Annotated in this window: 33 protein-coding genes and 1 tRNA gene; 5 read left to right on the top strand and 29 right to left on the bottom strand. The window is 62.9% G+C overall.

Going from position 1 to position 24797, the window contains the following annotated elements; genetic code table 11:
- Positions 1-110: 110 nt before the first annotated feature.
- Positions 111-1517, bottom strand: coding sequence for a hypothetical protein (locus AC6I65_RS05920; RefSeq protein ID WP_497903106.1), 1407 nt, complete (start codon positions 1515-1517; stop codon positions 111-113).
- 324 nt (positions 1518-1841) lie between these two features.
- Between AC6I65_RS05920 and AC6I65_RS05915 the strand changes: the two genes are divergently transcribed.
- On the top strand, positions 1842-2102 hold the full coding sequence (locus AC6I65_RS05915; protein ID WP_497903105.1) for a cytochrome C oxidase subunit IV family protein: 261 nt from the start codon (positions 1842-1844) through the stop codon (positions 2100-2102).
- 399 nt (positions 2103-2501) lie between these two features.
- Here the strand turns inward: AC6I65_RS05915 and AC6I65_RS05910 are convergent, their stop codons facing one another.
- The 26 genes from AC6I65_RS05910 to AC6I65_RS05785 all read right to left on the bottom strand — a co-directional run bounded on the left by AC6I65_RS05910 (position 2502) and on the right by AC6I65_RS05785 (position 17711).
- A complete protein-coding gene (locus AC6I65_RS05910; RefSeq protein ID WP_497903104.1) occupies positions 2502-2930 on the bottom strand; it encodes a hypothetical protein in 429 nt (142 codons plus the stop codon).
- A 195-nt stretch (positions 2931-3125) separates the two neighbouring features.
- The gene (gene secY, locus AC6I65_RS05905) at positions 3126-4598 is read right to left on the bottom strand and encodes a preprotein translocase subunit SecY (RefSeq protein WP_497903103.1); all 1473 of its coding nucleotides are present in this window, start codon (positions 4596-4598) and stop codon (positions 3126-3128) included.
- A 2-nt stretch (positions 4599-4600) separates the two neighbouring features.
- Positions 4601-5113 carry an uL15m family ribosomal protein gene (locus AC6I65_RS05900; protein WP_497903102.1) on the bottom strand — a complete coding sequence of 171 codons (513 nt, stop codon included), beginning with the start codon at positions 5111-5113 and terminating at the stop codon, positions 4601-4603.
- A 2-nt stretch (positions 5114-5115) separates the two neighbouring features.
- On the bottom strand, positions 5116-5589 hold the full coding sequence (locus tag AC6I65_RS05895) for a 50S ribosomal protein L30 (RefSeq protein WP_497903101.1): 474 nt from the start codon (positions 5587-5589) through the stop codon (positions 5116-5118).
- On the bottom strand, positions 5586-6218 hold the full coding sequence (locus AC6I65_RS05890) for a 30S ribosomal protein S5 (protein WP_497903100.1): 633 nt from the start codon (positions 6216-6218) through the stop codon (positions 5586-5588). The genes AC6I65_RS05895 and AC6I65_RS05890 overlap by 4 nt, the downstream gene beginning before the upstream one ends.
- Positions 6215-6763, bottom strand: a complete 549-nt coding sequence (locus AC6I65_RS05885) for a 50S ribosomal protein L18 (protein ID WP_497903099.1) — start codon at positions 6761-6763, stop codon at positions 6215-6217. The genes AC6I65_RS05890 and AC6I65_RS05885 overlap by 4 nt, the downstream gene beginning before the upstream one ends.
- Positions 6763-7212, bottom strand: a complete 450-nt coding sequence (locus AC6I65_RS05880) for a 50S ribosomal protein L19e (RefSeq protein WP_497903098.1) — start codon at positions 7210-7212, stop codon at positions 6763-6765. The genes AC6I65_RS05885 and AC6I65_RS05880 overlap by 1 nt, the downstream gene beginning before the upstream one ends.
- A complete protein-coding gene (locus tag AC6I65_RS05875; RefSeq protein ID WP_497903097.1) occupies positions 7209-7916 on the bottom strand; it encodes a 50S ribosomal protein L32e in 708 nt (235 codons plus the stop codon). The genes AC6I65_RS05880 and AC6I65_RS05875 overlap by 4 nt, the downstream gene beginning before the upstream one ends.
- Positions 7917-7919: 3 nt before the next feature.
- Entirely contained in the window at positions 7920-8453 is a 534-nt protein-coding gene (locus AC6I65_RS05870; RefSeq protein WP_254160201.1) for a 50S ribosomal protein L6, read from the bottom strand.
- A gap of 2 nt (positions 8454-8455) precedes the next feature.
- Positions 8456-8848, bottom strand: a complete 393-nt coding sequence (locus tag AC6I65_RS05865; protein WP_254160199.1) for a 30S ribosomal protein S8 — start codon at positions 8846-8848, stop codon at positions 8456-8458.
- The gene (locus tag AC6I65_RS05860; RefSeq protein WP_253434008.1) at positions 8845-9033 is read right to left on the bottom strand and encodes a 30S ribosomal protein S14; all 189 of its coding nucleotides are present in this window, start codon (positions 9031-9033) and stop codon (positions 8845-8847) included. The genes AC6I65_RS05865 and AC6I65_RS05860 overlap by 4 nt, the downstream gene beginning before the upstream one ends.
- Positions 9026-9571 (bottom strand): 50S ribosomal protein L5, encoded by a 546-nt coding sequence (locus AC6I65_RS05855; protein ID WP_254160195.1) that lies wholly within the window; start codon positions 9569-9571, stop codon positions 9026-9028. The genes AC6I65_RS05860 and AC6I65_RS05855 overlap by 8 nt, the downstream gene beginning before the upstream one ends.
- Entirely contained in the window at positions 9568-10293 is a 726-nt protein-coding gene (locus AC6I65_RS05850) for a 30S ribosomal protein S4e (protein ID WP_497903096.1), read from the bottom strand. The genes AC6I65_RS05855 and AC6I65_RS05850 overlap by 4 nt, the downstream gene beginning before the upstream one ends.
- Entirely contained in the window at positions 10290-10646 is a 357-nt protein-coding gene (gene rplX / locus AC6I65_RS05845; RefSeq protein ID WP_497903095.1) for a 50S ribosomal protein L24, read from the bottom strand. The genes AC6I65_RS05850 and rplX overlap by 4 nt, the downstream gene beginning before the upstream one ends.
- Positions 10647-10654: 8 nt before the next feature.
- Positions 10655-11053, bottom strand: coding sequence for a 50S ribosomal protein L14 (locus AC6I65_RS05840; protein WP_253433997.1), 399 nt, complete (start codon positions 11051-11053; stop codon positions 10655-10657).
- Positions 11053-11508: a 30S ribosomal protein S17 gene (locus AC6I65_RS05835; RefSeq protein WP_497903094.1), complete on the bottom strand. Its 456-nt coding sequence runs from the start codon at positions 11506-11508 to the stop codon at positions 11053-11055. Before AC6I65_RS05835 ends, AC6I65_RS05840 begins: the two co-directional genes overlap by 1 nt.
- Positions 11499-11933, bottom strand: coding sequence for a ribonuclease P protein component 1 (locus tag AC6I65_RS05830; RefSeq protein ID WP_497903093.1), 435 nt, complete (start codon positions 11931-11933; stop codon positions 11499-11501). The genes AC6I65_RS05835 and AC6I65_RS05830 overlap by 10 nt, the downstream gene beginning before the upstream one ends.
- Before the next feature lie 10 nt (positions 11934-11943).
- Positions 11944-12165 (bottom strand): 50S ribosomal protein L29, encoded by a 222-nt coding sequence (gene rpmC, locus AC6I65_RS05825; RefSeq protein ID WP_497903092.1) that lies wholly within the window; start codon positions 12163-12165, stop codon positions 11944-11946.
- The gene (locus tag AC6I65_RS05820) at positions 12165-13163 is read right to left on the bottom strand and encodes a 30S ribosomal protein S3 (protein WP_497903091.1); all 999 of its coding nucleotides are present in this window, start codon (positions 13161-13163) and stop codon (positions 12165-12167) included. Before AC6I65_RS05820 ends, rpmC begins: the two co-directional genes overlap by 1 nt.
- The gene (locus AC6I65_RS05815) at positions 13163-13636 is read right to left on the bottom strand and encodes a 50S ribosomal protein L22 (protein ID WP_312912433.1); all 474 of its coding nucleotides are present in this window, start codon (positions 13634-13636) and stop codon (positions 13163-13165) included. Before AC6I65_RS05815 ends, AC6I65_RS05820 begins: the two co-directional genes overlap by 1 nt.
- Positions 13637-13643: 7 nt before the next feature.
- On the bottom strand, positions 13644-14069 hold the full coding sequence (locus AC6I65_RS05810; protein WP_253433984.1) for a 30S ribosomal protein S19: 426 nt from the start codon (positions 14067-14069) through the stop codon (positions 13644-13646).
- Positions 14066-14788, bottom strand: coding sequence for a 50S ribosomal protein L2 (locus AC6I65_RS05805; protein ID WP_497903090.1), 723 nt, complete (start codon positions 14786-14788; stop codon positions 14066-14068). Before AC6I65_RS05805 ends, AC6I65_RS05810 begins: the two co-directional genes overlap by 4 nt.
- Before the next feature lie 2 nt (positions 14789-14790).
- On the bottom strand, positions 14791-15045 hold the full coding sequence (locus tag AC6I65_RS05800; protein ID WP_312912430.1) for a 50S ribosomal protein L23: 255 nt from the start codon (positions 15043-15045) through the stop codon (positions 14791-14793).
- The gene (gene rpl4p / locus AC6I65_RS05795; protein WP_497903089.1) at positions 15042-15794 is read right to left on the bottom strand and encodes a 50S ribosomal protein L4; all 753 of its coding nucleotides are present in this window, start codon (positions 15792-15794) and stop codon (positions 15042-15044) included. Before rpl4p ends, AC6I65_RS05800 begins: the two co-directional genes overlap by 4 nt.
- Positions 15795-15805: 11 nt before the next feature.
- Positions 15806-16825, bottom strand: a complete 1020-nt coding sequence (locus AC6I65_RS05790) for a 50S ribosomal protein L3 (RefSeq protein WP_312912428.1) — start codon at positions 16823-16825, stop codon at positions 15806-15808.
- 4 nt (positions 16826-16829) lie between these two features.
- Positions 16830-17711 (bottom strand): putative RNA uridine N3 methyltransferase, encoded by an 882-nt coding sequence (locus AC6I65_RS05785; protein WP_497903088.1) that lies wholly within the window; start codon positions 17709-17711, stop codon positions 16830-16832.
- 270 nt (positions 17712-17981) lie between these two features.
- Between AC6I65_RS05785 and AC6I65_RS05780 the strand changes: the two genes are divergently transcribed.
- Together AC6I65_RS05780 and AC6I65_RS05775 are read left to right on the top strand one after the other, a co-directional pair.
- The gene (locus AC6I65_RS05780) at positions 17982-19892 is read left to right on the top strand and encodes a polysaccharide deacetylase family protein (RefSeq protein WP_497903087.1); all 1911 of its coding nucleotides are present in this window, start codon (positions 17982-17984) and stop codon (positions 19890-19892) included.
- A 149-nt stretch (positions 19893-20041) separates the two neighbouring features.
- A tRNA-Gly gene (locus tag AC6I65_RS05775) sits at positions 20042-20112 on the top strand.
- A 298-nt stretch (positions 20113-20410) separates the two neighbouring features.
- Here AC6I65_RS05775 and AC6I65_RS05770 read toward each other — a convergent pair.
- Entirely contained in the window at positions 20411-20617 is a 207-nt protein-coding gene (locus tag AC6I65_RS05770) for a HalOD1 output domain-containing protein (protein WP_497903086.1), read from the bottom strand.
- A gap of 502 nt (positions 20618-21119) precedes the next feature.
- Between AC6I65_RS05770 and AC6I65_RS05765 the strand changes: the two genes are divergently transcribed.
- Together AC6I65_RS05765 and AC6I65_RS05760 are read left to right on the top strand one after the other, a co-directional pair.
- The gene (locus AC6I65_RS05765; protein ID WP_497903085.1) at positions 21120-21839 is read left to right on the top strand and encodes a DUF2270 domain-containing protein; all 720 of its coding nucleotides are present in this window, start codon (positions 21120-21122) and stop codon (positions 21837-21839) included.
- A 211-nt stretch (positions 21840-22050) separates the two neighbouring features.
- Positions 22051-23292: an inorganic phosphate transporter gene (locus AC6I65_RS05760; protein ID WP_497903084.1), complete on the top strand. Its 1242-nt coding sequence runs from the start codon at positions 22051-22053 to the stop codon at positions 23290-23292.
- A gap of 587 nt (positions 23293-23879) precedes the next feature.
- On the opposite strand, the gene AC6I65_RS05755 is transcribed toward AC6I65_RS05760, so the two are convergent.
- Entirely contained in the window at positions 23880-24539 is a 660-nt protein-coding gene (locus AC6I65_RS05755; protein ID WP_497903083.1) for a helix-turn-helix domain-containing protein, read from the bottom strand.
- Positions 24540-24797: the final 258 nt, after the last annotated feature.

Raw genomic sequence — 24797 nt, 5'->3', positions numbered from 1 at the left:
TCCAGAACAGGGGGCTGCTCGAGTGAGACGAGAGTAGAAGCAATAGCAAGCGCGTCGGGTTGCTCGAGTTAGGACGAGGGCGAAAACAGCTACGAACCTCGAGTCCCCACCTAAGCGGGAACGAACGGCGCGCTCAACGTGGGCAACGAGACCAGGTACAAGCTGATCATCGTGAAGACGATCATGACGACGATGAACGGATACTGGCTCCGAATCGCCTGAAGCTTCCCGGGGAACAGCTCGATCGAGACCGCGTGGGCTATCCACACGGCGAGCACGTGCCCGACCAGGATGCCAGCTATCTCGACGTAGCCGAACCAGGACGTGAGCGCCAGCTGGGTCGGGTTCGCCCCCGGGTTCAGGGGTGCGCTCAGCGCCTCGAGCAGGGCCGGCCACAGCGAGATGGAGAAGCCGATGTAGTGGGCGAAGTGGTAGCCGGCGGCGATCGCCAGCAGCGGCGGCGCGTACCTGATCGCGAGGTATCGCCGGGAGAGGTACGTCTCCGCTCTCGAGCGGGTCAGTCCAGCCGCGACCCAGTAGACCCACCAGCAGAGTGCGTACCCTCCGACCAGCAACAGGAGGTAGACCAGCTGTGGTGGCAGACCGATCCAAACCAGCGCTTCGATCGCTGCGACACCCGGTGGGGTGACGATGAAGCCGCTGAACGTGAGTTCCCAGACTAACACGAGCACGAACCCGACTACCGAGAGGTCCGTCACCACGTCGTCGTCGCTCAACCGGGCGCCCGGCCAGCGCAGCGAGAGGCCGTCGTCGGTTCGCTGGATCGGAGCGACCGACCCGTAGAGGCGAAACCAGACCGACAGCGGGTCGCCCCGCTCGAACCAGGTCGACGACCCGAACGCGACCGCGCCGGCCACCGTCAGCACCGAGTAGACGAGGATGATCACCGCCAGGAGCCGCGGACTCGAGATGACGGGGGCGACGACCTCGAGCCAGACGAACACCAGGAGCGCGCCGACGGCCGGCCAGGAGCCGAGCGAGGACGGGTACGTGCGGTCGAGCGTCGGGAGGGCGCTCGCGATCCGTCGCCAGGGATTGAGGGTGGGCCACGGATCGCCCACCGTGTAGGCCACCGTCGTCAGGATGGCGCGAACGACGACGAACGAGAGGAGCACTGTAGCGCTGGTCAGGCCGATTCCCTGCGGACCGACGATCCCCACGACGACCATTCCGAGGAGGACGCCCACGCCGATCGTCCCGCCGATGATCGAGGCGGCGCGAGCGAGCGTCCGGTTCGAGAGGCCCACGTGCTGATCGTGGGCGTGTGCGAGGAACTCCCGATCGGTGACCAGCATCGTCAACAGCGCGGAGACGCCGACGACGCCCGCGCCGGTCGCGAGGTAGAGCCACGTCGGCACGCTCACGTCGCCGCGGCTCTGGGTCAATCCGGAGGCGATGTTGCTCGCGGAGACGACGCCCGTTGCGACCGCGACGGCGAGCAAGGCCAGCCCCGCGACGATTCCCATTCGGCGAGCGGCGACCGATCGCCCAGTCATTGGTCGACTCGAGGGCCCGGACGGGCATGATGGTGTCGTTGTCGAGTCGGGTCCGGGCCCCGTAGTCCGGACGCTCGTCGCCGATATTGCAATCGTCGGCTCGAGTGGCCCGTGTCGACGAAACTGGGCGGCCAGTGTCGACCATGCAGAGCGACCTTCGCCGATCGTACAGTTCGGTCAGTTTCGACCGTGCAACACGACCGTTCTCGGCCGTGCAACACAACCAGTTGAGCACGCGAAACGCGACCGGTCCCAAACGCGAACAGTCACCCGTGGAAGCCGCATGAGGAAGGTATAAGTGTGCGTCTCTCCGAAGTCTCACCAATGTCGAGTGTACGAACCTACACCCTCATCTACGTCCTGTTGCTGTCGTTAGGGACGGCAAAGTTCGTGTTCTTCGAACTCCCCTTCACCTACGAGTTCGCCGTGGGGGCGACGCTCTTCCTCGCCCTCATCAAGTCCCTGCTCATCGCTGGCTGGTTTCAGCATCTCGTAGACGAACCCCGCTCGATCACCTACGTGATGCTCAGCGCCGTCTTCATGGTCTTCCTGCTGGCGGTCGCCGCCGGCTTCTCGATCCAGTAGCGGTCGAAGGCCGCGGCGGTTCGCACGGTCTCTTCCGTTTTCTCGCCTGTGCCGCTCTTTCTCGTATCTCATTTCTCCCGCTCTCAGTCTCGCGAACGTCGTGACGTCACGACACTCGAGTCACCGACTGAGATGTCGTCACGGCGAGCCACACCGGGTGCCGACGTCACAGACGTATCGCTCTCGGGTCGTGGACTCGAGCGATCGTCTGAGTCCACAACCGACGTACAGACGTCTCCGATGAACCCACATCCACGAGGCAGTCATCGTACGGACGTGCCCCCAGCAGACTGCGCTGGCATGGATAACACTCGAGAACGATAGAAGCGTCCCCACTCGCTCGAGCGATCAATCCGGCCAGTCGAGAAAACGTACTGAAGTACTGAAAAGACGTCAGGCCTATCCCATCAGGAGGAGGACCGCAACCGCGAGCAATCCCAGGACGCCCAGGGTGAGCGTCGCGAAGGCAACGCCCATGGCCGTGTTTCCGAACCGATCTCGAGCGGCGAAGTACGCACCGAAGAAGACGTAGCCGATCAGGGCGGCGCCGCCGACGGCGAAGACGATCGGTTCGACCAGCGCCGAGTCGACGTACTCACCTTCACTGACGACCAGCACGGCGCCGGCCAGGAGGGCAACGGCGGTGCCGACGAAGCCGAGCGCCCAGACCGCGGGCGTCTTCGCGAGGCCGACGAGACGGCTGTCTTCGGTAGCCGTTCGCGGTGACCACTCGGCGTACCCGCTGCGCGTTCCCGCCTGCCCGCTCGGCGTCGCCCGCTGACCCATTCGGGTGATGATCGCCGCCGCGCCGAGCACGATTAATCCCATCAGGAGTGTGCTTATCAGGTATATCTCTGACATCGAACCAGCTCTTAGCAGAGGCTTGTCCCTTCGCCCATATATATCCTGCAGTTGTGCTTCGGACGGTTCGCTCGAGACTCGAAAAAGCCCGTCGGGCGCCGCGGCCCCGATAGATGCGTCGCTCGAGAACGATGAGTACGGCAGGAAAAGTGAAAGGCGCGGCTACTCGCCGCCGAACATCTGGCGCATCATCGGATGCATCTCCATCAACTGCTCCTCGGCGATCTCCTCGTACAGTTTGTACGTGATCGAGACCGCGAGCAGCAGGCCGGTTCCGGAGACGGCACCGATGGTACCGAGCATGTTCGCCCAGACGGCGAGCAACCCGACGAGCGCGCCGCCGATGACGGTCACCTGCGGAATGTACCGCTCCATGACCTTCTCGACGACGCCCGCGTTCTGGCGGAAGCCAGGGATCTGCATCCCGGAGTTCTGGATCTGTCGAGCCGTCGCCTTCGGCCCCATGTCCGTCGTCTCGACCCAGAAGATGGCGAAGATGGCACCGCCAACGACCATGAACGTCAGGTCGATGCCGATCCGCACCATGATCTGCCAGGGGTCGATCGGTGCGGGGGTCTGTCCCGTCCACCACATCCAGTCGTTCGGCGAGTAGATCGGCGCGAAGTAGTAGAAGAACCCGCCGACCGGCTGTCCGTTGGTGTAGACGCCGAGCCATCCGGGCATCGACCACTGACTATGGATGATCTGGCCGAGGAACTGGATGTTCGCCTGCACGGCGCGAACGAGGATCATCGGCAGGACGCTCGCGTAGATGAGCTTCACGGGGAAGCGTCCGCGAGCACCCTTTACGCGGGCGTGGCTCAGCGGAATCTCGACGCGGACGGATTCCGCGTAGACGACGATCCCGAAGATCAACAGCGTCGTCGCGAGCGCCAGCAGTTGTCCGCCGTTGTCGGCGATGAACAGCGTATTGAAGCCCTCGCTACTGAGCCAGGAGTTGACCGCAATCTCGTCGGTGAACAGGATCTGGTACCAGCTGTAGAAGAATCCCTCGTCGGAAAGCGAGAGGAATCCCGAGACGAGTCGCTGGCTGACCCCGGCGATGATGAACAGGCCGACACCGCTGCCGACGCCCCACTTGCTGACGACCTCGTCCATGTAGAGGATGAGGATCCCGCCGATGAAGATCTGTATGAACATCAGCGTCTGCACCTCCGCCCCGGTGAGCGTGAGGCCGCCGAGCTGGATGACGTTCGCTGCCGGAAGGAAGCTGCCGGCGAACACCATCGGCAGGGCCGTCAGCGCCGTCATCACGACGACGAGCAGCTTCTGCAGGCCCTGGTAGAGGACCTGATCGCGCGGGTCGTCGGTGTCGAGCCCGAGCAGATTCGCCCCACCGAGCAACTGCAACACGATGCTGGCGGTGACGATCGGGCCGATACCGACCTGCAGGAGCGAGCCGTGTGCACCGGCGAGGATCGCCCGGAACTGGCCGAACAGGTCCTCACCACCCTGGGTACTGATCCCCAAAACCGCGATGTTCGTCAGGAAGAAGTACAGCACGAGGATTCCCGCCGTCCACCCCAGCTTTCGCTTGAAGGGGACGTGCCCCTCCGGGCGGCGGACGGTGGGCATCCGCGTCAAGACCGGTTCGGCGGCTTCCTTCCATCCCATGGTTAGTCCTCGGTCGCCTCGTCGGCTTCGTCAGCGTCGTCTGCGTCGTCAGCGTCCGCCTCCGCAGCCTGCTGTGCACGCTCGGAGACGATCGCTTCACCACCGGCGTCCTCGAGTTTCTCGCGGGCCGTCTCGGTGAAGCCGTCCGCAGTGATCTCGAGTGCGTTCCGGACCTGGCCGCTGCCGAGGACCTTGACGACGTCGGCCTCGTAGCCGTCCTCGACGACGTCGCGGGCGTCGATGGCGTAGCCGTCGCCGGTCTCTTCAGCCTGATCGTCGGCGACGTAGAGGATCGCGTCCTCGTCGAGTTTCTGGACGTCGATCTCGGCGACGGTGGGCTGGGCGCCCTGCGGTCGCTTGAAGCCGTGTTTCTCTCTCGATTCGTAGTTGTGGAACTCGTGTTTGTCACGCCCGGCTTTGCCGCGGCCACCTCGGTGGCCGGCCCCGCGGCGGTTCTTGTGCGTACCGCCGCCGTGGGTTCGCGAGCCGCGCTGACGTCGTTTCTTGCTCGTCATGGTTATCGCATCGCCGTTAGCAGGGCGTTAATCTCCTCGGTTGTATGCTTTCCGAGTTGCCCGCCGTTTCCGGTTGGGTGTTTGACGCCCTCGTGGCCACCGCGTGGCGGGTGCAGTCGCAGCGTCGGCGACAGCCCCTGCTCGCGAAGCGTCGTCTCCTCTGCGAGGAGCGCCTCGGCGAGGGCGGCGAAGTCGTCGAACTCGGTGTGCTCGGCGATCCAGTCCTCGTCGACGTCGCACTGGCGGCCCTCAAGCGGTTCCGCTCGCTTCGCGAGCACCGTCTCGAGCACCTCGGCGTCGGGTTCGCCGTAGGCCACGAAGTCGTGGACTTTGGTGATCATCCCGCGGTAGGTGTCGGAGTCGGGGACGATGGTGAGGTGGTTGACCTTGTGCAGGTTCAGCATCGACAGCGTGTCGTCGACAGCCTGCTGGCGGTTGACCTCGCCGCGAATCTGGACGATTGCTTTCGCCGTCATCGTTCGGCCACCTCTCGTGGGATGCGCGACTGCGAGGCGTTCTCGAGTGCGTTGTAGGTCGCTTTCGCCAGGTTCACCGTCGTTCGGGTGTTGCCGTGGCTCTTCGTCCAGGCGTTTTCGATGCCGGCGAGTTCGAGCACCGCGCGCACGGTGTCGCTCGCGGCCAGGCCCAGCCCCTCGGGGGCCGGGATGAGTTCGACCTCGACGGAGCCGGCCTTGCCGGTCGTCCGTCGGGTCAGCGAGTGAGGCCGGTCCGAACGGTCCTCCCACGACCCGGAGCCGCGGGGCACCTGGATGAGGTTCAGCTTCGCGATACCGATCGCCTTCTGGATGGCGGCGCCGACCTGGTCCTCGCGACCCTCGGCGTAGCCGACGAAGCCGTCGCGGTTGCCGACGGCGACGACACACCGGAACTTCACCCGGCGGCCGGAGTCGGTCATCCGCTGGACCATGTTGATGTCCAGCACCTCGTCGTCCAGTCCGGGGAGGAGCTGGTCGACGAGTTCGGGCTCTTTGAGGGGAAGTCCAGAGTTGAGGGCGTCCTCCATCGTGTCGATTTCGCCCTCCTGAACGAGCTTCCCGAGTCGGGTTACGGGCTGCCACCCGTCGTCGTAGTCGTTTGCACTCATTCTAAGATCGCCTCTCGTACGTCGTCGAAGTGTTCGGGAAGGTCCGTCGCGTCGAAGTCGCCGCTGTAAAGCGGCTCGTCGAGCTGTTCGGCGTACTCGGCGATGTGCTCACCGCGAGTACGCGACCAGTCGGCGAGGACGCTGTCGTTGTGGGGAATCTCGAGCCCCGCGTCGATCGCGCCCTCCTGGATCGCGAACACTTTGTTTCCGGGCGTCGCCTTGTTGAGGCCGATATCGAGGACGGCCTCGTCGACGCCGGCGTCTACCGCTCGCTTCCCGGCCAGCAGGCCGGTCAGGTACGCAGCCGAGAGGTTACTCGTCGGCGCGTCCCAGCCGTACTCCTCGAGGTCGCTCGAGTGAGCACTGGCGAGCGTGTCGTCACCGTCAGGGCCGGGGGTGATCAGCTGCGCCGTGGCGTGCTTGTTGCTCACGCGAGCAACGAGGCGGGGTTTCCCCGATTTCAGCAGGCGCAACCTCTGATGGTAGTCTGTCCGGACCTCACGGCGACGCCGCATCGGTACCTTGTATCGTGGTCCTGTCGCCATTATTGGTCACCGTATTCGTTGTCGATGTAGTTCAACAGGTACCGGACGCTGCGGAACTCCCCGCCGGCTGCCTTCCGATAGAGCCGGCGGTACTGCGTGGGCGTGATTTCGCCCTGGTCGCGGAGTTCGCGAAGCTTCCGGCGCTGTGCGCGAATCTTGTTCGTCCACTCCTCTTTCTGGTTCTGGCGGGCGCCCTTCTTGCCGCGGCGCTTGCCAGGCCCCTTCTTGTGGCCGTAGGAGCGCTTCTCGTTGCGTTTACGGGCACGACCACGGGAGTTCCCGCGGGCGTCTTTCGCCCGGATCGTTCCGTCGTCGATCAGTTCGCGAATCTCCTCACGCGTGATCGCCGACGCGATGTCGCCCTGGGCCTCGGGGTCGAACCAGACACGGTTCTGCCCGACGTCGAGGACGTCCGCTGCGAGTCGCTTCTGTGAACTCAGGTCAGTCATTCGTCCACCTCGACTTCGACGTAGGTCGGGTTCAGAACGCGGATTTCCGCGTCCTCGGCCTGCTCCTCGATTCGCTCGCGCTTGCGAGCGCCGACGGAGCTGGCGATACGAACGGCCTGGGTGTCGCCGTCGACACCCTCGAGGTCGTCCGTGTTCTCGACGTAGACTTCCTCGAAGCCACTCGGGTGTTTGCCGCGAATAGCCTCGGGCGTGCGGTAGCCGGCCTGGACCTTCGGGCCCTTGCCTTTGATACCGCGACGCTGCTTGGAGAGGCCACCACGGGGGCGACGCCAGGATTCCGGCGTGCGCTTTTTCTTGTGGTAGTCCTGTCGCTTGAACTGCGGCTTGCCCTCGGCGTGGCGCCGTCCGAGCAAGCGCGCCTCCTCGTCGTCGAGGTCGGGCGTCTTCTCGGTCAGCCCGCGGGGCTGCAGTTCGGTTTCGACGTCTTCGGTCTCTTCTTCTTCCTCGGCGGCCTCGTCTTCGATCTCGGCCTCGGTCTCTTCCGTGACCTCGAGGTCGCCGACGTCGGCTTTGATACGCGCAGCGAGCGCGTTACCGATGCCCTCGGCCTCGGCCAGTTCGTCCTGGTCGGCCTCTTTGACGTCCTCGATGGACTCGAACCCGGCCTCGCGGAGTGCGTCGGCCTTGCTCTCACCGACGCCGCTGATGTCTTCGAGTTCCTGTGGTTGGTCGTCGTCAGCCATCTATCAGGCACCTCCTTTCTGTGGCTTCTGGGTGATGTAGACCCCGTCCTGGAAGACGCGGGTGTCCTTGCCTTTCACCTTGGTCAGCTGTTCGATGTCGGCGGCGGTCTGACCGACGTGCTCCTTGTTCGGGCCGGAGAGCGTCAGCGCTTCGCCGTCGACGTTCACCTCGGTGTCGCCGTGGATGGTCGTTCGTCGCGGTGCTTTCTCGCCGAGGAAGTTCTCGATGACGACCTCCTCGCCTTCGACGCGGACCTGCATCGGGAAGTGAGAGTAGAAGACTTCCATCTCGTACTCCCATCCCTCGGTCACGCCGTGGAAGGCGTTTCGGATGTGGCTCTCGAAGGTACCGACGGTCGCGTTCGTTTTCGCGTTCTCCGTCTCGCTCTCGATGACCACGCGGTCGTCGTCGACGTCGACGGTGACGTCCGGGTACCAGAGGCGGCGGGTAACGCTGCCTTCCGGGCCCTCGATCGTCACGTCGAGGTGATCGACCTCGGCGGTTACGTCGTCTGGGATGTCCAGTTCGGTTCGCATTGTTAGTAGACGTACGCGATCACCTGGCCACCGATGCCCTGCTCTCGAGCCTCGTAGTGGCTCATGATTCCTTCACTCGTCGTCACGACGAGCGCGCCGAAGTCTCGAGCCGGGAGGAATCGCTTCTCCCACTTCTCGAATTCGTCGGCCTTGACGGAATATCGGGGCTTGACGGGGCCGCATTTGTTGATCGCTCCTTTCAGTTCGACCTCGAACGTCCCGGCTTTGCCGTCGTCGACGAACTCGAAGCCGTCGATGTACCCGCGGTCGTAGAAGACCTCGAGGACGCTGCCGATGACGTTGGAGGCGGGTTCTACCTCGTGGCTCAGGTGTCCGACGCTCTCGGCATTGTCGATGCCCGACAGCGCGTTACTGAGTGGATCGTTCCCGGTCATTTGTACTTCTTGAATCCCATGTCGCGGGCGATCTCGCGGAAGCACTGCCGGCACAGGTTGATGTCGTACTTGCCGACCAGCCCCTGCTTGCGACCACAGCGCTGGCAGGCCGCTTCCTGCCCCGTGCGCTTGGCGGCGTGCTCGCCCGTCTGTTCGTTCTCAGTCTCGGTTTCGCTCTCACTCATCGTCTGGCACCTCCACGTCCACGTCGTAACTCGACTCGAGGTACGCGATGGCGTCCTCGGGTGTCAGCCGGTGTCGCGACGGGATCGCCTGGGTCGCTTTGGCTCGCTTCGTGACGCGATAGCCCGGTCGGACCAGGTTGACCGTCACGTCCAGGCCGTAAATCCCGACGTTCGGGTCGTACTCCTGGCTCGGGAACTCGGTGTGTTCGGCGACGCCGAAGCTGAAGTTCCCGGTCTGGTCGAACTGCGACGCCGAGAGGTCCGCGAGCGGCAGCGCCGTCTCGAGGAAGTCCTCGGCGTCGTCACCGCGGAGGGTGACCTTCGTGCCGATCGGGTCGCCCTGGCGGATGCCGAACTCGGGTTCGGTCGCCTTCGCCTGCGTGCGGACGCTCTGTTGGCCGGTGATCTCCTCGATGATGTCCTCGGCGCGTCCGAGGTCGCGGCCGCCGCGGCCGACGCCCATGTGGACGACGACTTTCTCGACGCGGGGTTCGCGCATCTCGTGGAAGTCGGCCTCACCGGCTTCACTTTCGCTCATTCGTCGTCACCTCCGCTCGCCGTCTCCGACGAGTCGTCGCCGACGAAGTTCTCGTCGATGACGAACACGTACTCCTCGACGGTCTCGAACTCGCCGTCGTCGGTTTCGACCGTGACGATGTTCGAGCCGCTGCCGAGGGTCACGTCGATGTCGACGAGTTCGCCGATCTTCCCGCCGTGGTTGCCGCTGACGGCGGTGACCAGCGCACCCTCCTCGTAGGGGAAGTGCGCGACGACTGACTTGTCCTCGTTGTCGACGACGACCGAGTCGTTCGTGCTGTACTCGTCCGCGACGACGACGTTCGTGCCGTCGTGGAGCGAGAGCTGGGTCTCGCCGCCTTTGACCTGCTGTTTGCCGACGACCTTACCGAGACGGCTGTCTGCGGCATCGGCGTCGATTTCGGTCAGCGAGAGGCGGCCGCCCTCGTCGGGGAAGACGCGGTAGTACTCCTCGCGTCCGGGGAAGCCGACGATGTCGAACATCCCGATGGGACGCTTCTCGTCGTTGATCGGCTCGCCGTTGACCAGGATCGCGTCCTGAGAGAGGGCGTAGCGGGCCTCCTTCTTCGAGTCGACGTAGCCGAGGACGTCCCGAAGGATGATGACCAGCGGAACGCCGGCTTCGCCGTGGGGGCCAGCACGCGCTTTGACGGTAAAGACGTCGGTCTTGCGCTCGACCGGCCACGATTTCGGTACCGAGAGTCGTTTCTGATGGTTGCTCATTCGCTATCACCTTCCAGGCGCGTCTCGCGGCGCTCGTCCGATAGGTCGAGCTCCACGATTCGGACGTTCGACGCGTCGAGCGGTCGGGCGACTTCCTCGCCGTCTGCCGTCTCGACCGTCACGTCCTCGACGTGGATCACGGCCTCGTCGAGGTCGACGCGCAGGACCTCGCCTTCGTCGCCGGCGAAGTCGCCGCGCATGACCTCGACGCGGTCGCCCGCGTTGACGCGGGTGCGACGCACGTCGTACTCCTCGCGGAGATCGTCGGAGAGCGTGGCGTGAACCTGCTTGTGCTTCTGGTGAAGCGGCGCCTGCTCAGTCTGGGTTCGTTGTTTGCGTGGTTGTTTACTCATAGTCTATCCTATACGATCATCGTCGCCGTGCTGGCGATTGCGCCGAAGCGCTCCGCGACCTCGCGGGCGATGGGCCCCTTGATCTCGGTGCCTCGCGGCTCCTCGTTCTCGTCGACGATGACGGCGGCGTTGTCCTCGAACTTCAGACGCGTCCCGTCCGGCCGGCGGATCGACTTCCGCTGGCGAACGACGACGGCCTCGAGGACCTGGCGTCGCATCTCGGGCGTCCCCTTCGTCACGGAGACCGTGACTTTGTCACCGAGACCCGCCTTCGGCTGGCGGTTCTTGGTGCCGTGGTAGCCCGCGACGCTGATGATCTTCAACTCGCGTGCGCCAGAGTTGTCGGCGCAGGTCACGAGCGAGCCCTTCTTCAGGCCCTGCGTGACGTCGGCTTTCATCGCCTCCATCAGGCATCACCTTCGTTGGCTTCGTCCTCGTCGCCGGAACCGCCGGCCAAGTCTTCGGCCGACAGCTGAGGATCGTGTTCCTCTTCCAGCGTCAGTTCGGCGACGTCGACGGCGGTCGCTTCCTGGGTTACTTCGACGACCACGTGCGATTTCGTCTTCGACAGTGGTCGGGTCTCTGCGATCTTGACCGTATCGCCGACCGAGAGCGACTCGAGCACGCCCGGCACGTGTGCCGGAATGCGCGAGCGACGTTTCATTTGACGGTCGTACTTCGGAACCGTCACGTCGTACTCTCGCTCGACGACTACGGTCTTGTCCATGTCCGTCGAGACGACGGTGCCGACGAGGATCTGACCTCGGACCGGCAGGTCGCCGTAGAACGGACACTTCTCGTAGTCGTACTCCTCCGGGTTTTCGGGTTCCGGAGGCGTTTCAACATCTAGTCCTATTGCCATGGTGAGTCACCTTTCGTTTCGGTGCGTCGGGCGGGTCGTGAGAGCAGTCGCGATCCATCGACCGTAACGTAGGCTACGTCCTCGCCAGCAGCGTGCCCGCTGGCACGATCGCCGACGCTGTCACCCTCGGCGCAGTCTGCCGGAGAATCGGCAGGTTGTGTATCGGCCAGTTTGGACGCAGTCCCCGGAGACTTCTCGTCTCCGGCGGCTTCATCTGTGATCGCGAATTCGAATACCGAGCCCGATTTCGGCACGGTGAGCACCCGGGACGTCCCGTTCTCGCGAATCTCTATAGAAAGGGTCTTCGTCGTCTCGAGGACAACTCGTCCCTCGATACCCACGCGGCCGGCGTCGTCGCTATCGACGACCCGGACCGGTAGGCCGTTGAGTTCGTGTCGTGGGAGCGTTTCGGGTGTCAGTGCCATCGTGTATCGATTATTCCTCGTCGGTGTCGTCGAGGTCGCCCTCTTCACGCTGGATCGTCTTGACCCGCGCGATGGTCCGCTTGAGCTCGCCGATTTCGCCCGGGTTCTCCGGGGCTCCACCGGCGGCGAGGACAGCGTTGGCGTTCAGCAGTTCCGTCTCGAGGTCCTCGAGTTCGGACTGCCGTTCGGCGGGCGTCATGTCGCGGATCTCCTCGTTGTGGAGGATTGCCATCAGGCGTCACCTCCCTCGTCTGCTTCGTCGTCTTCGGCTTCGGCTTCGTCGCCCTCGTCCTCGGCTTCCATCTCCGCGACGAGGTCCTCGGCTTCCGCCTCGATCTCCTCGTCGAGTTCGTCGAGTTCCTCCTCGACGTCCTCGGCGTCTTCGGAACCGACCGCTGCCTCGGATTCCCCGGCGTCGGTCTCTTCTTCGTCGACGACTTCTTCCTCGAGAACCTCCTCGACGACCTCTTCGTCGATCTCGGCCTCGTCGGCGGGTGCCGGTTCGCCACCTTCGGCTTCCGTTTCGCCTTCGTCGGCCTCGGCCTCATCTTCCTCGGGCTCACCCTCGAGCAACTCCTCGACGCCCTCGGCCTCGTTGGCCTCGACGGCATCGGGGACGACTTCCTCGGGATCGAGGTCGTCGTGGATGCGGAAGTCGTCGGGAAGTTCGGCTCCCGGCGGGATGATCTTGACCGTCACGCCGATCGTACCGAGCTTCATCACCGCGACGCCCTGGCCGGTGTCGACGATCTCCTCGGCGGGTTCGCCGTTGTGCTTGATGTAGCCACGGTTGAACTTCTCGACGCGCGAGCGCGCGCCAGTGACCTTTCCGGCGAGGACGATTTCGGCACCGAGGGCGCCAGCGTCCATGATCCGGTCGATCGTCGTGTGACCGGCCTTCCGGAAGTACCAGCCACGCTCTAAGGCGTTGGCCAGTCGGTCCGCGACGATCCGCGCGTTGAGGTCGGGTTCGTCGACCTCCTGGACGTCGATCTGAGGGTCCTCGAGGTTGAACTTCTCCTCGAGAGCCGTCGTGACCTTCCGGATGTTCTCGCCGCCCTTGCCGATGACCATCCCCGGCTTCTCGGCCTTGAGGACGATCTGAGTTCCCATCGGCGTCTTGGCGACGTCCATGCCACCGTAGCCCGCGCGGCCGAGTTCTTCCTCGAAGAACTCGTCGATCTGGGACCGCTGCAGGCCGTTCTCGATGAATTCGTGTTCGTCTGCCATTAGTCGTCACCTTCTGCGTCCGCGTCCGCGACGACGATTTCGACGTCGACCTGCGGGGTGTTCCAGGCGGAGGCCCGGCCCATCGCACGCGGTTTGCGTCCGACGGACTCGCCGACCTTGTGGGCGGCACAGTGAGCGATCTCCATCGACCCACCGTCGAAGCCCTGGTGGTCGGCGTTGGCCGCCACGTTCTCGAGCAGTTCGAGGAACGCCTTGCTGGCCTTCTCGGGGTAGCGACCGGCGTCCCAGCCGTCGATGTCCGAGCGGTGGCCGACGCCGGAGTTGTGCGACCGGAACGGAACCGAGCGCTCGCCCTCGACGACCGCCTCGAGGTATTCGACGGCGTCGTCGACCGTTCGACCCTTGATCTCGCGGGCGATCTCCTTGCTGTGCTTGTGGCTCATGTGACGCTCCCGGAGCATCGCTTTCGCGGTGGTGTCCGGGTCGGCGTCGACTGAGTAGTTGATTCCCATGCGATGATCACTTCAGTGGGACGAACTTCGACGATCGGGTCGCGCCGATACCGGCCTGTCCGTGCGTGACGGACGATCGGGTGAGCTGGAACTCACCGAGGTAGTGGCCGATCATCTCGGGCTCGATCCGAACGCGCTCGAAGCTCTGTCCGGTGTAGACGGCGAAGGTCAGCCCGACGAACTCCGGAAGCACCGGCATGTTGCGCAGGTGCGTCCGGATCGGCGAGTTGGCCGTCTCCTGTTCGTCTTTCTCGCGGGCCTTCTCGAGCAGCTTCTCCTGCTCGACCGAGAGCCCGCGCACGATACTCCGTCGCTGGCGTGCCGGAAGCACGTCAGCGACTTCCTCGAGCTCCATCTCCTGGAGCTCCTCGAGCGTGTGACCGCGGTAGGTGAACTCCTCACCCTCGCGGCCGGTACGGTATTCCGAACTCATTTGTTTCCACCTCGACCGGTTCGCCGGGAGGCGATGTCACCGACTTTCCGTCCCGGCGGTGCGTTCTTCGAGACGGATTTGGGGCGACCGGGGTGCTGACGACCGCCGCCACCGAAGGGGTGGTCGACGGCGTTCATGGCGACCCCGCGGACGCGCGGCCACTTGATCCCGCGGGCGCGCATCTTGTGGTACTTCTTGCCTGCCTTGACGAACGGCTTCTCCGTGCGGCCGCCACCGGCGACGACGCCGATGGTGGCGCGACACTGTGGATCGAGCCGCTTGACTTCGCCACTTGGCAGCTGGACGACCGCAGCCTTGCGGTCGTGGGTGATGAGGTCCGCGTTGACGCCGGAGGCGCGGGCGAACTTGCCGCCGTCGCCCGGCTTGGCCTCGACGTTACAGACCGGGACCCCCTCGGGAATCTCCGCGAGCGGGAGCGTGTTCCCGGGCTTGATCTCGGCGCTGACGCCGACCTGGATCTCCTCGCCGACGGCGACGCCCTCGGGAACGAGGATCAGGCGCTGTTCACCGTCGTCGAACTCGACGGCCGCGATCGGTGCCGAGCGGGCCGGGTCGTGCTCGATGCTGACGACCTCGCCCGATACCACGTCGGTGTCCTCGAGCGTCTTGTGCTCGAGATTTGCCTTGTATCGGTGCGACGGCGCGCGGAACGTCGGCGATCCGCGCCCTCGACGCTGACCGAAGATTCGTCGTCCCATGCTCAGAACACCCCGATTCGTGAGGCGACTTCCTGGGCGTCGTCGTCCTCGCCCAGCGTCACCGTTGCCTTCTTCGTGCCGTCCATGGTGATCTGTGTGTTCACGTTCGCGACCTCGACGTCGAAGCGCTCCTCGATGGCGTCCCGGATCTCGGGTTTCGAGGCGTCGACGTGCACGAGGAACTGGAGCTTGTTCTCGAAGTCCATGTCGTTCATGGCCTTCTCGGTGACGAGCGGGTACTCGATGATCGAACTCATCGGTCAGCCACCTCCTCGAGGGCGCTCTCGGTCCAGACGGTCAGTCGACCGGCCTGGGTGCCCGGTGCGAGGTCCTCGGCGTTGACCTCGGCAGCGGTCGCCACGTCGGCACCCGCGAGATTGCGGGCGGCGCGCGATGGACCGGTGTCGCTCGAGGTCACGAAGAGGATCGACTTGGGCTCTTTGTGCTTTCGACCGCGGAGTTTGCCCTGCCCCGAGCGGACGCTGCGTCCGTCGTCGGCGCGCTGAATGTCCGCGTTGACCCCGGCGGCCTCGAGGAAGGAGACGACCTCTTTCGTCTTCACGAGCTCCTCGAAGTCGTCGCTGACGACCAGCGGCAGGTCGGCGTCGTCGTCGAAGGCGTGACCGCGCTCGGCGACGATGTCGGCGTCGGCCGTCGCGGCGATGGCGCTTCGGGTCGCGAGTTTGCGTTCTTTCTTGTTGATCGATTCGCCCTGGTCCTTCTCGGCCTTCGGCGGGTGGGCCCGTCGTCCCTTTACGGCCTGCGGAACGCGGCGAGCGCGTCCGTTCTGCCGGGGTACGTGGGCCATCCCGCGACCGCTACCGAACGATTCGGCGGGGGTACGCATCCCGGCGAACTCGTCGGCACCGTAGGCCTGTTTTCGGTTTGCCTGTGCGACGCGGACCGCGCGGGCGATCAGGTCCGGGCGGTACTCCGTCTCGAAGACCGCCGGGAGCTCGACCTCCCCCGCGTCTGCGCCGTCCAGGTCTCGTACTGTTGCGTTCATGTGTTGCTAGTTCACCCCTGGTTGGATGCGGTGGAGACGTAGCGCACCTCGGGATCGAGACGCGGCTGGTCTCCGGGTCGAATCGCCGGGCGGAAGCGCACGAGGCGCTTGTTCGGCCCGGGGAGCGAGCCCTTGATCAACGCGTGCGGGCCGTCGACCTCGCCGTAGTTGACGAAGCCGCCGTCGACCGTCGCGTCGTCGCCGTCGCCGATGTCGACGAGGCGCTTGTTGAGCTCGGTCCGCTGGTGGTACCCGGTCTGACCCTGCTGGGGGACCGTCGAGCGGACGCGGCTCGGGTTCCAGGGACCGAGGTTCCCGATGCGGCGGCGCCATCCCTGCCGGGCGTGTTTGCCCTTGCGCTTCTGGACGCCCCATCGCTTGACGGGACCCTGGGTACCTTTCCCCTTGGTGACGCCGCTGGCGTCGACGTACTCGCCGGCGCGGAACACGTCGTTCATGACGTGCTCGCCGCCCTCGGCGATCGTCTCGAGCGCGAAGTCGACGCGCTCCTCGACGGAGCCGCCGCCGACGCGCGTCTCCATGACGTCGGGTTTCTTCTTGGGAACCGAGGGGATCGAACCGGGGACGGTGTGGGTGATGACGCGAACGTCGTCGACCCGACCGGCCTCGAGCTCCTCGCGGAACTCGTCTTCGGCGGCCTCGGCGTCGTACTCGTCGCCGGGGACGTCGAGGACGCGCTCGAGTTCGTCGACGAACTCGGTGGTCCAGACCTCGGTAATCGGTTGCTGTCCATACGGTGTGTTCTCGTACGCACGCAGGGCGACGGCGCGCATCGGCGGCGTCTCCACGATGGTCACGGGAACGGTCTGTTCCATTCCCTCGGTCGGCGAGTTAGCGGTGTCGTCGACCATAACCACGTGGGTCATGCCGGCCTTGTAGCCCGCGAAGCCCTGGAGCGTTGGCTGTCCGTCGTCGTCCGGCCACGAGGAAAAGCGTGGGACCTCGCTGGTCGCCCGCTTTCGTGGGCCGAACCCGAGTGAGCCTTTGCGTGGTGCGTTTGGTTGTGGCATTCTATCACGCTCTCAGTGAGAGGGGTGCGAGGGTGGCGAACAGAGCCTCCTCCGTTCGCACGACCGCGCTCCCCTGGTTCGGAACCGTATTGAGCCAGAGGTCGAACCCCGTTTCCGTGCGCAGATCGCTGGGTTCGACGTTTGCGTCGTCCTCGGTATCGGCGTAGGCGGCCTCGACGGCTCCCTGGTCGATACCGAGGATGTCCGGCAACCCTCTCTCGGGTGCGCCGAAGGCGACGGTCATCCCGTCCCGTTCGACGCGTCCGGCCAGCGTCTCGAGGCGTCCCACGGTGAGCGGTTCACCGTATCGGGAGGCCGCGATGCGAACGCCGGCGTCCTCACGGCCGAGTGCTGCCGGGAGGTCCGTCCGCTCGACGGCGAACCCCGGTGAGGGTTCGTCGACGAGTTTCGCCCGGACCGGTCGTCGCGAAGAGATCCTGACGGTCACGCGCTCTCCCTCACCGACCTCCATTCCGGGAGGCGTGTTGAGGGAGATCGGGTGTTGCAGTCCGCAATTGACCCGGACGCGCCCTTCAGGTCCGACCTCGGTCACGATTCCTTGTCTTGTCGACCCCGAACCGTTCGATTCGGAGCCGGTCTGTGACGGGGCACGGAGCGGCGGTAAGACGCCCACGGCCTCCAGTTCGTCCCGCTTGCCCCAGGCCTCCTTTCGGAGGTACGGGGGCGTCGCGGCGTACCGCAAGACGGTTTCGACGAACCCGTCGCCAAATCGCCCGTCGTCGCCCCCTGGATCGGGGTAGACGATCAGGCGATCGGCCCGGAAGATGGTCGCCGCACGGGCGACGTATCCGAGTTTGCGAGTGGCCTCGCGTTTGTCCTCGGCTTCCCGGCTGAGTGACGACGGCACGAGCACGCTGACGGTCATACCGCGACTTCGGCGCCTCGTCACTAGACTGTAGCGATGTGTTACGGACAGTGTCTTAAAAGGGTAGCGGATTCGATTCCCGGCTGTGAGGGGTTCGCAGGGCCAAATTCGTGACACTCGGGAACACAAAATGGTCCCAAGAACGCGGCAATCGCTACCGGGTTCGGCGCGCTTAGCGAGAGAGAAAGGTTGGTCCGTATCCGTGAAACGGTTGGCTTTTTTTCATTATATCCTCCATTAAGAAGTCACCCGGCCCCAGACGGTGGCCCAATGCAACCGTCATCTCGACGCAAACTGTTGGCTGCACTGGGCGCAGGCTCGGCATCGCTCGCTGGCTGTCTGGACATGATTCCCGGCGGCGACCCGAGGGACGGAAACGGCAACGGAACGTCGGGCAACGGAAACGGCAACGGAAACGGCGACAGCGATCGAACCGGGAACGGCGACGACGACGGTGGTAACATCGCGTGGCCCGCGACCGACACCGGCGAACCCATCGACACCTTCGAGAACCTCGAGCACTGGCGGACGACCGAGGGGACGATCGAGGCCGCACCCGACGAAGCCAGAACCGGATCGCAGGCGGCGGTCCTCGAGAGTGACTCGAGTCAGGTCATCGCCACGACGGCTTTCCCTGATCGGCTCGACCTCGACGGATACGACGTCTCGCTGGCGGTCAAGGTGGAGTCGGCTAACCGGGTCGCCCTCGAGGTCGAAACCAGCGGCAGCCGTGGAAACCGACTGAAGAGCATCCGCGTGGTCCCTGGCGGGTACGAAGGCTGGCTCCGCATCGACTTCGGATACGGCCAGAAGTACGGCGAACCCGACCTTCCGAACGTCAGCCGGATAAACATCATCGGGTACGGCCCCGAGGACGGACCCACGCGACTCGTGGTCGACGACCTCCGGAGGACGCAGGGCGTCGACAACGGCAAGGCACTCCTGGCGTTTTACGGCGGCCACCGTACCCAGTACGAAATCGCCGCGCCGATGCTCGAGGAGCGCGGCTGGTCTGCAGCGGTCGCCGTCGATCCCGAACAGATCGGCGGGCGCAGCCAGATGTCGCTCGAGCAACTCGAGGAACTGCAGGATCAGGGCTGGGACGTCTGTGCCTATCCCGTGAGTCAGGGTGCGCTACCGGAGATGCCCATCGAGCGCCAGGAGCGCGTCCTCGAAGCCACTCGAACCGCGCTCGAAGAGCGTGGCTTCGAAAAGGGCGCCCGGCACTTCGTCGTCCCGGACGATCAGATGACCCAGGAGACCCACGAGGCACTCCGCGAGCACTACGACTCGGGGCTGCTGTTCGGCGGCGGACCGACCAGCGGCAATCCGACCTCCATTCACACTCTCCCTCAGATCTGGGGGCCGGCCCTTCACGAGGGCGTCCGCCGTCACATCAACAACGTCGACCAGTGGAACCAGCTCTCCATCCTTCGCATTCCGCGGATCGTCGAGGGCGAGTCGACGTCGAACAGCATGTCCATCGACGACCTCGAGCACCTGCTCGACCACATCGAACAGCGCGGTCTCGACGTCGTGACGCTGTCGGACGTGGTCGACGATAACCTCGGTGGCGGTGGCGACGGCGACGATGGCGAAGAGGACGAAACCGCCGAACGACCGGAGGGAACGATCTTCGAGAACGGCCGTTCGCTCTCGTTCGACGGCGACGGCTCGACGACGTCGGACTCGTTCGACCTCTCCGAGGGAATCCTCGTTGGAGACTTCTCGGCCGACGGCGAGTTCGTCGCCACGCTCCAGTCGAGCGACGACGACCTCGCTGACGACCTGCTGGTACAGACCGCCGACGGCGCGGACGGCGAGTCGATGATGATCGTCGGCGAGGGCTCTTACGAACTCGACGTCGAAGCCGACGGCGAGTGGGAGATCGGTCTCGACCAGCCCGAAGTTCACGCCGATGGCCTGACGGACGTCCCAACCTCGGCGTCCGGGTCGGGGCCGTCGTTCGTTGGCCCGCTGTGGACCGAAGACGACCTCAGCCTCGAGGTCACTCACAGCGGGGATGGGACGTTCATCGTGGACGGCTGGGGAGCCGACGGTAGCTGGGAACAGCTGGTCAACCAGAGCGGGGAGTTCGAAGGATCCCGGTCGTACGCCGCCGCCAACGTCTGCTGGATCGACGTCGAGGCCGACGGCGACTGGTCGCTCGAGATCGAGTAAGTCGTCACCGAGTTCCCGGTCTCGAGGCATTTATCGAGTCGATAAACCGCCGGCCGGGCCCGCGGTGTGAGGCGTGCAGTCGTAGCCCACACCCCTCCCGATTCGCAACCCTTATACACCCTTGCCGGTATAGGTGAGAGTGCAACAGGGCGCTGGTAGTGTAGTGGTATCACGTGACCTTGCCATGGTCACAACCTGGGTTCAAATCCCAGCCAGCGCATACATACAAAGGGTGCAACACCCTACTCGAAATCCACCTTCTCAAGGATCCACGTCAACGAATCCAATAGTAACCTCTACTCTTTAAATTGGATTTGGAGATTCCAGTTGGTGCTACTGATAGGATTAGCGTATATTCTCATGCTTTCCAGTGTTGCAGATTACAGATATGTTGAAATCGGCGTGCAAGACTTAGAGGATGAGTTCAGCACGGTCCTCTCGTTTATTCCACACGTTCAGGCCGAAACCAACCGATACATGTGACTGCGAACTGACCGCTGGGATTACCAGTAGACCTCTCACTCGCAATAGACTTGCAACTTGTCTCCGTCGATGTGCACCTCATACTCGGCGATCGTGAACGAAATCGAGGTTGTGCCCTTGTCGGTGACGAGAGCATCAAGCGCTTCCGGATCAACAAAATCACATAGGGTCCCGTCCACTTCATCTGAGAGATTAACTGGCCGTACGTCTTCTAAGGATGCAAGCGCATCGATGACGGCCATACTCGGAACCATATCCGACCAATCGTATTGCCTCTGAACCGACTCAGTCGATGTCATAGTATCCACATCTCAGAGTAGGGTTAGACTCGGTTATACTTGGCGTGGGAGTCATCATGATGGATTAGTTCGTAGCCGCCATCAGCGACTTCTACCCCGTTCTGGTATGCGCTTTGTAGGGGTGCCGAGTACTTGTGCGAACTCTGTTTCGGAGGTAGGCGGATCAATTGCCATTGTCTGGCTCAGAATATGGACCACAACGAGGAAAGTAGCACGGCATGGTACACAACGGTTAGTGGAATAACGATTAGCCAATCAACTGTACTGAGTGATCACCACCTTCACAAATCAGGCCAAATTTCGTGTGACATTCGCGCTCTGAGTTCAGCACACACTACATGAACTACCCGGTTCTTGTCAGAAACGACGTAACCGACTCAGTACATGGCACTCAGATTACGCCATCACCATAGCTGCTTATGGAACGAGGAGATGTCTCTCCTCTATGACCGATTCGAGTAGAGACGAGTTCGACCCAACAGCACCAGACCAACGGGAGGTCGGCCGCAAAATGGTTGACGACAGCACGGGACTCGGTTCGGTGATGGCCCACGCCTACCGCGGAGAGATCGACCGAGTGGGGACGTGGCGCCAGCGCCTCGACGAGACGACGACGTGGGCGGTAACGCTGATGGCAGCAATCTTGACGTGGGCGTTTTCGAGTACCGATAACCCACACTATATCGTGCTGATCGGTATCGTTGTCGTCACCGTCTTTCTGGGCATCGAAGCACGGCGGTACCGGGACTACGATGTCTTTCGCTCTCGCACTCGAGTCATTCAGGAGAACCTGTTCGCAAACGCCCTCGATCCGTCCCAGGGTACTGAAAGCCACGACTGGCGAGCGGAACTGAGCAGGGACTATCGCCGGCCGACGCTGAAAGTCTCGTTCTACGAAGCACTCGCAAACCGACTCCGGCGTGTGTACCTTGCTCTGCTCAGTGTCCTATTGGTCGCGTGGGTCTTCAGGATTACAGCGTTCGCGCCGCGCCAGGACTGGCTGACAACCGCTGGAATCGCCCGTATCCCCGGGATTGCTGTGGTTGTCGTTGTGGGTGTGTTCTACGTCGTACTGCTGGGTGTCACCTTCTGGCCCCACGAGCGCCATGCCAAGGGTGAATTCCGTGAAGGGGACCCGGGCGATTGGAAAGAAACAGACCGATAAATCCGTTCTCTGTACTGATCGATCACCCCCATCCAGATTGGCTCCCACTTCGTGCGACATTCGCGCTAAGTATTCAATACGGCCGCTGAAGCCTATCACTGCTTGAGGGTTTCAACAAGGCCATAACAATCAATATCTGCGGGGCTTTCCAAGGAAACTCAATCCGGAAATTATATTCGGGGAGGCGAGTGACATTATCACACACGGGAAGATGGTCTCACTGCTGACTATCGTCGGTGTTGTTGTCGCCGTATTTGTCGGGTTCAATATCGGTGGGTCGTCGACGGGCGTAGCGTTCGGTCCGGCGGTCGGTTCACGCCTCGTTCGGAAGACGACCGCGGCGGCCCTGTTCCTCGTGTTCGGCTTCCTTGGTGCGTGGACCGTTGGTCGAAACGTCATTGCCACAATGAGCAGCAGTATCGTCCCAGCAACCCAGTTCACGCCTGTTGCAAGCGTGGTCGTCCTGTTTTTCACCGGTGCGTCACTACTTATCTCGAATCTCTACGGCGTTCCAGCGTCGACCTCAATGACAGCCGTTGGAGCCATCGTCGGACTGGGACTCGCGTCGGGTACGCTCAATCAGGCGCTTATGTTCGTTATTATTTCGGCGTGGATCGTCGCCCCGCTCTTGTGCTTTGGTATCGGGATCGGAGTTGGGCGCTACATCTACCCGTATCTTGACCGCTACGTCGCGTTTACGACGTTCACCCTCCAGCTCGTTCAGCTTGACCGCTCGAAGGTGATTCCACGCCCGTATGTCAATCCGAACGCATCTCCGCAAGACATCGTCGGATCACTCTTGGTAGTCGTCATTGCCTGCTATATGGCATTCTCGGCAGGGGCGTCGAACGCCGCGAACGCTGTGGCTCCCCTCGTTGGCGAAGGGGGATCACTTACCGTCAATCAGGGGGTTTTGCTCGCGGTGTTTGCCTTCGGTTTGGGTAGTTTCACTATCGCTCGTCGTACGCTGGAGACAGTTGGAGATGAAATCACAGAGCTACCGATTCTCGCTTCGCTGATTGTCTCCACAGTCGGTGGGACAGTCATCACAATCCTCTCTTATTTTGGGATCCCTGCAAGTCTCGCTGTCAGTACAACAGCGACCATCATTGGGCTCGGGTGGGGCCGGGCAAGTCGGGCAGCGACACTTCCAAAGTTAGTGACGCCGACGCCCGAGCGTTCGGATTTTGAGATGGCGACAGGTGCGTTAGTTACCTCACGCGCCGAAGACGTACCCGTTGGTCCGACTATTGGAGATATTGCCAGACACGAAGAACCGCCAGAGAGGCCGGAGGAGATCCCAGATGTACCGAATATTAGTGCAGAGGGACCAGCTGATCTCGACGAGAAAAGTCTCTTTAATCCAGCGGCGGCAAAACGTATCGCTACGATGTGGGTTTTGACCCCCTCGCTGGCAGTTGCCGCCTCCTACCCGGTGTTCGTGTTCCTGTGATACCCCCGTCAGATGTAATAGCAGGCTGGCAAGCCTGGTCAGAATTCAGATATCCACGGTAAGCCCATCATTGCCATTTCTCACAAAACCAATACCCCGATAGAGATTGCGAGCGAGAAGGCTGCTGCTGAGGTCAATCGAGAAAGTCCAGTTCTCGCCCTTTGCCGAACTCACTCGTTGTAGATACTGGTCTGATGAATACGCGCTTTGTATCTTGCAGAGGTGTAGCGAGCTACCGAATCGCTGTCAAGAGAGCCGTGCAAGATACAGAGAATAAGTTCACCACGATAGTGTGGCGTATTTCCTCGGTCTGCTCAGTAGCCCACTCGTTTGTCAACTCAGTCGTTACGGAAACCCGTATTACTCGTCTTTTCGACGGCCTGAAATTCGGTTGACCCGCATTGGCATCCGTTTCTCGCCCCGATCGGTTGTGCCGTGCCGTCAGGCCATTGCTCCGCTGCATAGGCAGCTCCGCAATTGAGACATGTAACGGCTGTCCGTTTGCTCTTTCCATTAGGCATAACTATCCCTTCAGCGAGTAATACTGTCAGCGCTTCTTTTGGGTATCCAATGGGTATTTAAGCAAGCTATTGATCCGACTCCGCTGTTTTGGGGAGGGTACTCTCGAGGATGTGCTTTATCCCCCGGCGGAGCCGAGATGCGATGGCCTGCTGAGAGATGCCGAGTTCGTCGCCGAGTTCTTCCATCGTCACTTCGCGCGGGGATTCGAAGTACCCACGCTCGTGGGCGAGTACCAGTGTGTCTTGTTGCTTGTCAGTGAGTGCTGCCTCGGTTTCGGTCTCAACCGGTGTCAATGCGTGTAGTTCTGTCAGCGTGACCGGGATGTCTAACTCTCGACAGCGAGATTGAAAGGTTGCAAGATCGCTTCGAGTGTCTCCGCGAATGTCGAACGTCCACCGACGGCTCGTGCCGGTCGCTTTGATGAGCGGAACGCCGGTCTCAGTCAGCACGCTCAGCACGTCGTCGTACTCGATCGACCACTCAACCCGCAGGAGATACTCGCCATCGACGGAATCGACGAGCTGGATGTCCCTCACGCCCGGGTGGGCATCAAACGCGGCCTCGATGTCCTCAACTTCCGTTCCTCGAACCCAGAAGTAGGGGATCACCACGTCCTGTGACGGGATCAGTCGCTCCAGTTCGACCGTCACGTCCGGGAGTTGTGCGAAGACGGTGCCGAGGGGGAACTGATCGGATGGAACGATATAGGTCGCCTCAGTCGCCATGACTCGAACGATGGTGCACTGATTGTAAAACTCTTCCATGGAACAATGTGGAGGGGACGAAGGACTCCGTCAATCCGCTTTGTGCGCGCTCAATCTGCTGACTACGCGCTTTGTGTTCAGCAGAGTAGACCGAACAACTCGAATTATATCAGGATAGCGTGCGAGATACAGAGGATGAGTTCAGCGCGGCGGCTTCGTTTGTTTCACACCGAACCCGGAGAACCACCCGCCCACTACACGTCCGTACAAGCAGTAATC

It is taken from the genome of Natronosalvus sp. KLKA75 (assembly GCF_059736265.1).
The sequence above is the reverse complement of the archived record's forward strand: the minus strand, read 5'-3'. Positions and strand labels throughout refer to the sequence as shown.